This is a genomic window from Saccharothrix sp. CB00851 (genome assembly GCF_001905065.1).
Classification (GTDB): domain Bacteria; phylum Actinomycetota; class Actinomycetes; order Mycobacteriales; family Pseudonocardiaceae; genus Actinosynnema.
This window is the reverse complement of record NZ_LWLC01000017.1, coordinates 88,955-96,118: the sequence shown is the minus strand read 5'-3', so window position 1 is coordinate 96,118 and position 7,164 is coordinate 88,955. Positions and strand designations below refer to the sequence as shown.

The 7,164-nt window shown below is 70.1% G+C and carries 7 protein-coding genes; 3 read left to right on the top strand and 4 right to left on the bottom strand.

What is annotated here, in order from left to right; all coding sequences use genetic code 11:
• Positions 1-393: 393 nt before the first annotated feature.
• Positions 394-1,266 carry a serine/threonine dehydratase gene (locus A6A25_RS18410; protein ID WP_073891715.1) on the bottom strand — a complete coding sequence of 291 codons (873 nt, stop codon included), beginning with the start codon at positions 1,264-1,266 and terminating at the stop codon, positions 394-396.
• A gap of 15 nt (positions 1,267-1,281) precedes the next feature.
• Positions 1,282-1,788: a DUF6584 family protein gene (locus A6A25_RS46355; protein WP_073891713.1), complete on the bottom strand. Its 507-nt coding sequence runs from the start codon at positions 1,786-1,788 to the stop codon at positions 1,282-1,284.
• A gap of 41 nt (positions 1,789-1,829) precedes the next feature.
• Here A6A25_RS46355 and A6A25_RS18400 point away from each other — a divergent pair, with 41 nt between their 5' ends.
• On the top strand, positions 1,830-3,005 hold the full coding sequence (locus A6A25_RS18400) for a hypothetical protein (protein ID WP_073891711.1): 1,176 nt from the start codon (positions 1,830-1,832) through the stop codon (positions 3,003-3,005).
• 63 nt (positions 3,006-3,068) lie between these two features.
• The gene (locus tag A6A25_RS18395) at positions 3,069-3,449 is read left to right on the top strand and encodes a hypothetical protein (protein WP_073891709.1); all 381 of its coding nucleotides are present in this window, start codon (positions 3,069-3,071) and stop codon (positions 3,447-3,449) included.
• Here A6A25_RS18395 and paaI read toward each other — a convergent pair.
• A complete protein-coding gene (paaI, locus tag A6A25_RS18390; RefSeq protein ID WP_073891707.1) occupies positions 3,412-3,825 on the bottom strand; it encodes a hydroxyphenylacetyl-CoA thioesterase PaaI in 414 nt (137 codons plus the stop codon). The two genes, A6A25_RS18395 and paaI, sit on opposite strands and share 38 nt — an antisense overlap.
• Positions 3,826-3,946: 121 nt before the next feature.
• Between paaI and A6A25_RS46635 the strand changes: the two genes are divergently transcribed.
• Entirely contained in the window at positions 3,947-5,713 is a 1,767-nt protein-coding gene (locus tag A6A25_RS46635) for a serine hydrolase (RefSeq protein WP_073891705.1), read from the top strand.
• Positions 5,714-5,770: 57 nt separating this feature from the next.
• Here the strand turns inward: A6A25_RS46635 and A6A25_RS18380 are convergent, their stop codons facing one another.
• The gene (locus A6A25_RS18380) at positions 5,771-7,111 is read right to left on the bottom strand and encodes a glycoside hydrolase family 18 protein (RefSeq protein WP_073891703.1); all 1,341 of its coding nucleotides are present in this window, start codon (positions 7,109-7,111) and stop codon (positions 5,771-5,773) included.
• Positions 7,112-7,164: the final 53 nt, after the last annotated feature.

Here is a 7,164-nt window from a genome sequence, read left to right as displayed (position 1 = left end):
GGGTCGGGCTCGGTGGTGGGGTCGGGCTCGGTGGTGGGGTCGGGCTCGGTGGTGGGGTCGGGCTCGGTGACGGGGTCCGGCTCGGCGGTTGGGTCCGGCTCGATTTGACACGGGGCCCCTTACGGGTACTGAAGGCAGGCCAAAGCCGGGCAGGCCTGGCGGGAAAAGCGTCCGCCAAGCCTGCCCGGCTTCGACCAGCCTAAAGCACCCGAACCCCATGTAAAATCGAGCCTTTGCGGTCGGGTTGCGGGTCCGTTGGTGGTCCGTTGGGGTGTCGCTCGTTTGGGCGATAGATGCAACCTTTGACAACCTAAATCGCATTTCTCACGTTAGCCGGAGAAAACGGCCGGCCCGGCGGCGGGGAGGCGTGGGCAGGTGTGGATGGGTGGTGTTTCAGGGGGTCCAGTCGGTGTTCGCGCCGCACAGGACGATGCAGGGCAGGTTGCCTGGGACTTGACCGTCCAGCCAGGCGGCGAAGGGGACGGCGGCGGCTGGTTCGACGGCCAGGCGGAAGTCTTCCCACAGCCGGTCGCGGGCGGCCAGGATTTGTTGGTCGGACACCAGCACCGACGCGACCGGGTGTGTCCGCAGGATGTCGAACGGGACGTCGCCGACGCGGGTGGCGCCCAGGGCTGAGGCGGCGATCGAGTCGACTTCGGCGTCGACGGGTCGGCCTGCGTTCAGGGCGTGGTGCAGGGCGCAGCAGTGCTCCGGCTCGACGGCGATGGTGGGCCTCGCGGAGGCCAGGGCGGTTCCGGCGGCCAGGCCACCGCCGCCGACGGCGACCGTGATGGCGTCCACGTCCGGCGCGTCCTCGATGACCTCGGCGGCGACCGTGCCCTGGCCGGCGACGACGATCGGGTCGTTGTAGGCCTCGACGTAGAAGCCGGGGGTCTCGCGGGCTGCCAGGACGGCCTCGGCGTACGTGTCGCCGTGCCGGATCAGTTTGGCGCCGGCCGCCTCGATCCGGCGGACCTTGCCTTCCGGGGCGCCGGTCGGCACGAACACCGTGGCGTGCAGGCCGAGCAGTTGGGCGGCCTTGGCGACGCCCAGGCCGTGGTTGCCGCCGGAGGCCGTGACCACACGATCCGGTGAACCGGCGGCGATCAGGGTGTTCAGCGCGCCGCGCAGCTTGAACGACCCGGTGAGCTGGAGGTGCTCCAGCTTGAACACGATCGGCCTGCCGTCAACCTCGGTGCGCCACAACGGGGTGCGGCGGGCGTGTGGGCGGATGCGGTCAGCGGCGGCGGCGACGTCGGGGGTCATGGGTCCAGCATGCGCTCATCCGGCGAACCACCTGTAGGTCCACATGACGAGCGTCACCGCGCCCACCACGAAGCACAGCAGCACGATCACCAGGCCGATGAGCACGAGCACGTTCGTGCGCCAGGACGAGTCGCGGTCGTCGGCCACGAGCAGTTCCGCGCGCAGCTGGTCGTTGGCCGCCTCCTGCAGCGCCACCAGGCGTTGGCGGGCGGTCTCGGTGGTGGCGGCTGACTCGCCGCCGGTCCAGTTCATCGCCTCCAGCCGCGCCAGCGGGGTCCGGTAGGCGCGTTCGAACGCGGCCACCTCCGCCTCGTCGCGCACCTCCGACAGGTAGCTCCACCGCCCGGCCTGCGCCGGGTCGCCGAGCAGCCGGTACACCGCGGCGAGGCGCTCGCGCAGGTCCACCCGGTCGGGGTAGCTGGTGACCAGCCCGACCAGCCGTTGTCGGGCCCGCAGGACACTGGCCAGGTCACCGCGTTCGACCTCTTCGGCGGCCTTGCGGAGCGTCAGCTCGAGCGGCATGAGCCACATCGTCCCAGTCCGGGCAACCGTAGGATCTCCGGGTGATCGCGGTGTCGGTGGTGACGTTCGGCCTCGCCTGGTGGCTCGGGCTGTACCTGCTCGTGCGCGACCCCCGGAAACGTCTGCTCCAGCGAGCCTCGATCGGGTTGCTCGCTTACGCCCTGGTGATCGTGCTCCCGTTGCCGGCGATGGCGATGGCGGTGCCCGCGGTGGCGTGGACCGGTGTGGTCGTGTGCTGGCTGCCCGTGCGCTACGACCGTTGGTGGCGGTACAGCGCGCTGCCGTTGCTGGCGGCGGCCTACTTCGCGCCCGTGGTGGTGCTGATCCCGTTGGCGGCGGCTCTGGTGCTGTGCCTGCGGGTGCGGCGGGCGTTGTTGGCGGCGGCGACCATCCTGTTCGGGCTGAGCTGCGCGTTGCTGCTGGTGGACGTGCTGCCCGAGTCGCTGGTGATCGCGTCGGCCGGATTCGACCTGCTGGTGTTCGGCGTGATCGTGGCGGTGGCGGACGCGTTCGACGAGGGCGAGGCGATCCGAGCGGACATGGTGCGCTCGCTGCTCACGTCGGCCGGGTTGGCGGCGGTGTTCGGCGGGCAGGTGGCGTTGTTCCTGGACGACCGGCTGGTGCCGCTGCTGTACGGCACGGTCGCCGCCGCGATCGCGGTGCAGGTGCTGGCCAACCCGCTGGCGCTGCTGGTCGACCGGGTCGCCGTGCCGGACGTGGCCTCCGAACGGGCGGAGCTGCGTGACGCCGCGGACGCCCTGCCACGTCGTCCCCCGCTCGACCCGGCGGGTTTCGTGAAGCTGACCAGGCGTGCGCTGAGCAATTACGGCGACCTGGGGAAGTTGGTCGCGAGCCCGTTGACGGAATTGCCGGTGATCGACGCCCGGCTGGCCGCGCGCGGTGCGTCGGACCAACCGCTGGAACGTGCCGCGGAGTTGAAGTCGTTGTTGCTGGAGGGCATCTGCCGGCTCAAACCGCGCGACGGTGATTTCGGCACCAGCGACGAATGGCGGCACTACAACGCGCTGTACTTCTACTACGTGGTCGGCATCCGGCCGTACAGCAGGCGGACCAAGCGCGAGGACCTCGACCCGGACGCGCGGCGGGCGCTGGCGTGGTTCGTCAACCAGGTGCCCGAGCGGACGCTGCACAACTGGCAGAACGCGGGGGCGAAGCTGGTGGCCGAGGACTTGTTCTCGCAGGTCGACGCCCCGTAACTGGCAGGCGTTGGCAGTGTTTGGCGTACCGCCGGCAGTGCCGACCGCCCTAGCTTTCGAGCCATGACGACAACTCAGGTTCGCCACGACAGCCTCCTCCGCTTCGCCCTCAAGCTCGACGGTGTCGCCTCGGGTGGGCTCGGACTCATCGCCCTGCTGTTCAACGACCTGCCGACCGGATTGCCCCGCGGTCTCGTGATCGGCCTCAGCGTGTTCCTGCTCTTTTACGGCGTGGGTGTTTTCCTGCTCGGTCTCCGCCCCATCCGCCCGTTGGTCGCGGTGGTGATCATCGGCAATTCGGTGTGGGTGCTGGACAGCTTCCTCACCGCTTTCGCCGGGTGGTTCCCGGTCACCGGCCTGGGCGTTTTCCTGATCGTCGCCCAGGCGATCGCCGTGATGGGTTTCATCACCCTTCAGGTGCTGGGTCTGCGCCGTTCGGCTTGAGCGTCCGGCTCCGGCCGCGGAACTCCGCCACCACCTCGTCACCCCGGCGCACGGTGATGTCGTAGATCCCACTGCGCCCGAACCGGACCCGCTCCACCGCCTCGGCCACCAACTCGTCCCCCTTGTGCACGGGGGCGATGAAGTCGATCTCCGCCTGCGCCGCCACGGTCACCGAACCGTGGCGGTTGCACGCGCAGGCGAAGGCCGTGTCGGCCAGCAGGAACACGTACCCACCGTGCCCGATCCCATGACCGTTGACCATCCGCCCGGTGACCGTCATGGCCAGCTTGGCCGTGCCGTCACCGAGTTCGAGCGCCCTGATGCCGAGCGCGGTCGACGCGGCGTCGTTGGCGAGCATCTCCGCGGGTCCGTTCATCCCTGCACCTTAGGGCGGCGGTGTCAGTGGTCGTGTCAGCCCGGTGACCGTCCGGTGTCAGGACGGCGGGCGATCGTGGTTCCCGTCAGCAGGTCAGCCCGAACGAACACCGGAGAGCGCGATGCAGACGTTCGACACCCCCGCCCCGATCGCCACCGTCCTGGACGTCCCCGCGGGACGCGTCCAGCTCATCGCCGCCGACCGGGTCGACACCACCGTCGAGGTGCTGCCGGCGGACGCCGCGAAGCGCCGCGACGTGAAGGCCGCGGAGCAGACCACCGTCACCCACGCCGACGGCGTCCTGCGGATCGAGACGCCGACGGGCAACCAGGTCCTCGGTCCGTCCGGCTCGGTCGCGGTGACGGTCCGACTGCCCGCCGGCTCACGGGTCGACGCGAAGGCCGCCGCCGCGGAGTTCCGGGGCGTGGGACGGCTCGGCGACGTCGTCTTCGACGGCGCGCACGGCGTGATCACGCTCGACGAGGCCGACACCGTCCACCTCACCGCCCACGCCGGTGACGTCTCGATCGGCCGCCTGGGCGGTCCGGCCGTGATCAGCACCCAGAAGGGCGACATCCGCATCACCGAGGCCGTGCGCGGCACCGTGACGCTGTCCACTCAGGCGGGCGGGATCTCGATCGGTGCCGCCCACGGCGTCTCGGCCACCTTGGACGCCGGCACGTCCTACGGCCGGATTCGCAACGCGCTCGTGAACACCGGGGGCTCCACCGCCCAGCTCGACATCCGCGCCACCACCTCGTACGGCGACATCACCGCCCACAGCCTCCCTGCCGGCCGGCCCTCCACCGGGCCGGACCGCCCGGAGCTGCAGCAGGCCGTGCAGGCGGTCGTCGACGCCGGTTTCGCCGGCGTGGAACTGGTCGTGCACGACGAGCAGGGTGACTGGGTCGGCCGCGCCGGGGTGAGCGAGCTGGGCGGGACGGACGAGCCGCCGGCCGACGGGCAGGTGTGGGCGGGCAGCGTCAGCAAGCCGTTCACCGCGACCGTGGTGCTGCAACTGGTGGCCGAGGGCAGGATCGGGCTGGACAGCGCGGTCGCCGACACCCTGCCCGAGCTCGGGCTGGACGAGCGGATCACGGTGCGGATGCTGCTGCAGCACACCAGCGGGCTGTACAACTACACGGGCGACGTCGAGCCGGACGGGACGTTCGCGATGGGACTCCCCTCCACCGGCAAGGCGTGGGTGGACAACCGGTTCCACTCCTACCGGCCCGAGGAACTGGTGCGGTTCGCGTTGGCCAAGCCGGCGCGCTTCGAGCCGGGGACGGACCAGAGCTACGCCAACACCAACTACACGCTGGCCCTGCTGCTGATCGAGCAGCTCACCGGCCGGACCTACGCGGACGAGGTGCGGCAGCGGATCCTGGAGCCGCTCGGCCTCTCGGACACCGTGGTGTCGGCCGACTCGCCGGACCTCCCCGGCCCTCACGCCCACGGCTACTACCGCTACCAGGACGGCGGCGAGTGGAAGGTCGTCGACGTCAGCCGCCAGAACCCGTCCCTGCTGGCCGGCGCCGGTGACCTGATCTCGACCGCCAAGGACCTGAACACCTTCATCTCCGCGCTGCTGGGCGGCAAGCTCCTGCCGGCCCCACTGCTGACCGAGATGACCACCCCGCACGGCAACCTGAACCTGGGCCTGGGCCTCTGGATCCAAGACCTCGGCCCGCACGGCACCATCGTCCACCACAACGGCGGCGCCCCCGGGGGCTACGGCGCCCTGATGATCAGCACCCCCAACGCCACCAAGACCCTGACCGCTTCCCTGACGACCGGCGACGTCGACCCGGCCGGGGTGTTCCCCACGGCGCTGGACGGGCTGATCAAGGCGGTGTTCTGCGCCGAGCCTGCCCAGCCGACCGACTGACCACCAACCCGAACGGGCCGCGCTGACCCCAGCGCGGCCCGTTCTCGTTTGTGCAGGTCAGGCGGTGAAGCCTTTGAAGATGTTGGTGAACTCGTACTGGGTCTGGCTGATGCTGCTGCACGTCGGCGAAATGCCACCACCCGGGCAACTGCCGTTGTCGCGGCCGACCGACCAGAAGCCCAGCAGGCCGATGCGGTTCGTGTTCGCCCAGGCCACCAGTTTGCGGGCGTGGGCCTGGGTGAAGATCTTGCCGTTGAAGTTGCGGCCGATCATCGGGGTCACGCCGAGCAGTCGCTTCAATTCGGCATCGGACTTGGCCGGCCAGATTTGCTTCATCTGGCGGAGGGTGCTCTCGGCGGCGGCGATGACGGCGTCGCCCCAGTCCGGGCGGGACGAGCCGAACTCCATGGTCATCGGGTTCACCAGCACGGTCAGGCCCTTGGCGGCGGCGTTCTGCAGGATCTGCACCGAGTACGGGTCCATGCCGTAGTCGTCACCCTGCACGCGCATCGTGTAGCTGATCGACGTGCCGCGCTCGGTCTGCAGGCGCTTCAACGCCGTGTTCACCATGTCGTGCGGGATGGACGCCTCGACGTCCACGTCCAAGTGGTTGCTGCCGACCGCGTCGAGCACCTTCTTGTACGCCGCCAGCAACGCGTCGGCGGTGGAGCACGAGTACTCCAGGTACGGTCCGGCCGCGCCGCCGGTCGCCACGATCACGTCGCCGCCCAACGCCTTCAGCGCCCGCACGTCGTTGATGATCCGGCTGTCGTTCAACGGGATCGTGCCGCCCCACGACGGGTTGCAGCCGCTGCTGTCCGCGAGCGCGAACGCGAGCGTGAACACCTTCTGACCGGTGGCCCGGGCGACCGACTCCAGTGACGGCGTCGGCATGGTGATGTCCACGTACGGAGCGGACTTCAGGCTGCCGGGGAGGGGAGGCTGGTCCGAAGTCGTGGTCGTAGTTGTGGTGGTGGTCGTTGTGGTGGTGGTCGTGCCGCCGGTGCAGGGTTGGCCGTTGAGCTTGCAGTTGGTGGGCAGGCCGGTGCCGTTCACCAAGAATCCGAACGACGTGGACGCGCCGGCCGCCAGGCTGCCGTTGTACTCACGATTGGTGAACGTGTGGTGCGAGCCGTTGCTGGTCAGCGTGGCGTCCCAGTACGAACCGGGCGTGCTGCCCGTCGGCAGGTCGAACTCGACCTTCCAGCCGGACACGGCGCTCGATCCGGCGGTCACGGTGAACTTGCCCTGGTAGCCCGAGCTCCACGCGGAGTCCTGGCTGAACACGGCGGTCGGGGTCGGTGCGGCGCCCGCGGGGGCGGCCAGCAGCAGACCGGCGGTGACGATCGCGGTGACGCCCGCCGCCAACGCGGCCAGGCCCTTGCGCTTGAAGGACATCGGTACTCCCGTGCAGGGGGAACGGGGTGGGAAGTGGTGCGGGAGCGCGGGGC